The following is a 796-nucleotide window of genomic DNA, read 5'->3' as shown; positions in this document are numbered from 1 at the left end:
AATAACGAGTGCCCCCACAAGCAGACAAGGGCTTGGATCGCGCACGGTCTGACACATCGCACCACTCGCCTCACTGGTTCAGCACCAAATAGCTCCGGCCCGCTTCGCGGCCGATGGGTCAATCGGGTGCGCGCGCGCTTCTCTTCGGTTTCCCTCGCATACCCAACGGCAGCGCGTAGCGCTGTGCCGAAGCTCTTTCGTGCTGAACCAGCGCCCTAAAACGTCTAGCTTGTCAGACCGTGCGCGAGCCAAGCCCGATTGGGCCCTTGGGGGCGACACTTAGGCGAGGGCCACCGCGGGCTGGCAAGCATGGCCAACGTGCGTGTGACCGCGGGCGGTGAGAAGCTGCTTTCTTTGGTTACTTTCTTTGCAGCAGTGTATAGACCGGGGACATGGTTGACACTTTCGTCGGGGACATGGTTGACACTTTGATCATCGTGTATCGGGCTGGTTCGGGTCAAACGTCATGAGTCGGTGATGCGCGAAATAGAGGTCGTAGGCATCGGCAATCGTGCTGCTCGGTCGCGCCGCGATGTGCAGTCCGTGCAGTGCGCTGGATACGCGCAAACGGTGCTTTCCAAACGTCACCTTGCCGTTCCAGCCCACCAGCAGTACCTGATCATCCGGTCCGTATTCGAGCGGTGGCAGGCGGCTGGGCATCGTCCGCGCACTGGGTCGATAGCGCGAGATCGGCGTTGCCATGCCGATGCCCGCGTGCGGGCGCTCAAAGTTATAGCTCTGCCGCCAGCGGTCGAATTCAGCCTGCACCTGATCGGGCCCGGTGAAGCTGCGGTGA

Annotated in this window: 1 protein-coding gene; it reads right to left on the bottom strand. The window is 61.6% G+C overall.

Annotation, left to right across the window (positions count from 1 at the left end; all coding sequences use genetic code 11):
• Positions 1 to 432: 432 nt before the first annotated feature.
• Positions 433 to 796 (bottom strand): integrase core domain-containing protein (locus PQR08_RS38600; RefSeq protein WP_408164485.1); only part of this gene is annotated, 364 nt, incomplete at its 5' end.

The sequence above is a fragment of the Caballeronia jiangsuensis genome (assembly GCF_046030135.1).
Taxonomy (GTDB): domain Bacteria; phylum Pseudomonadota; class Gammaproteobacteria; order Burkholderiales; family Burkholderiaceae; genus Caballeronia; species Caballeronia jiangsuensis.
This window is presented reverse-complemented; position numbering and strand designations above follow the sequence as displayed.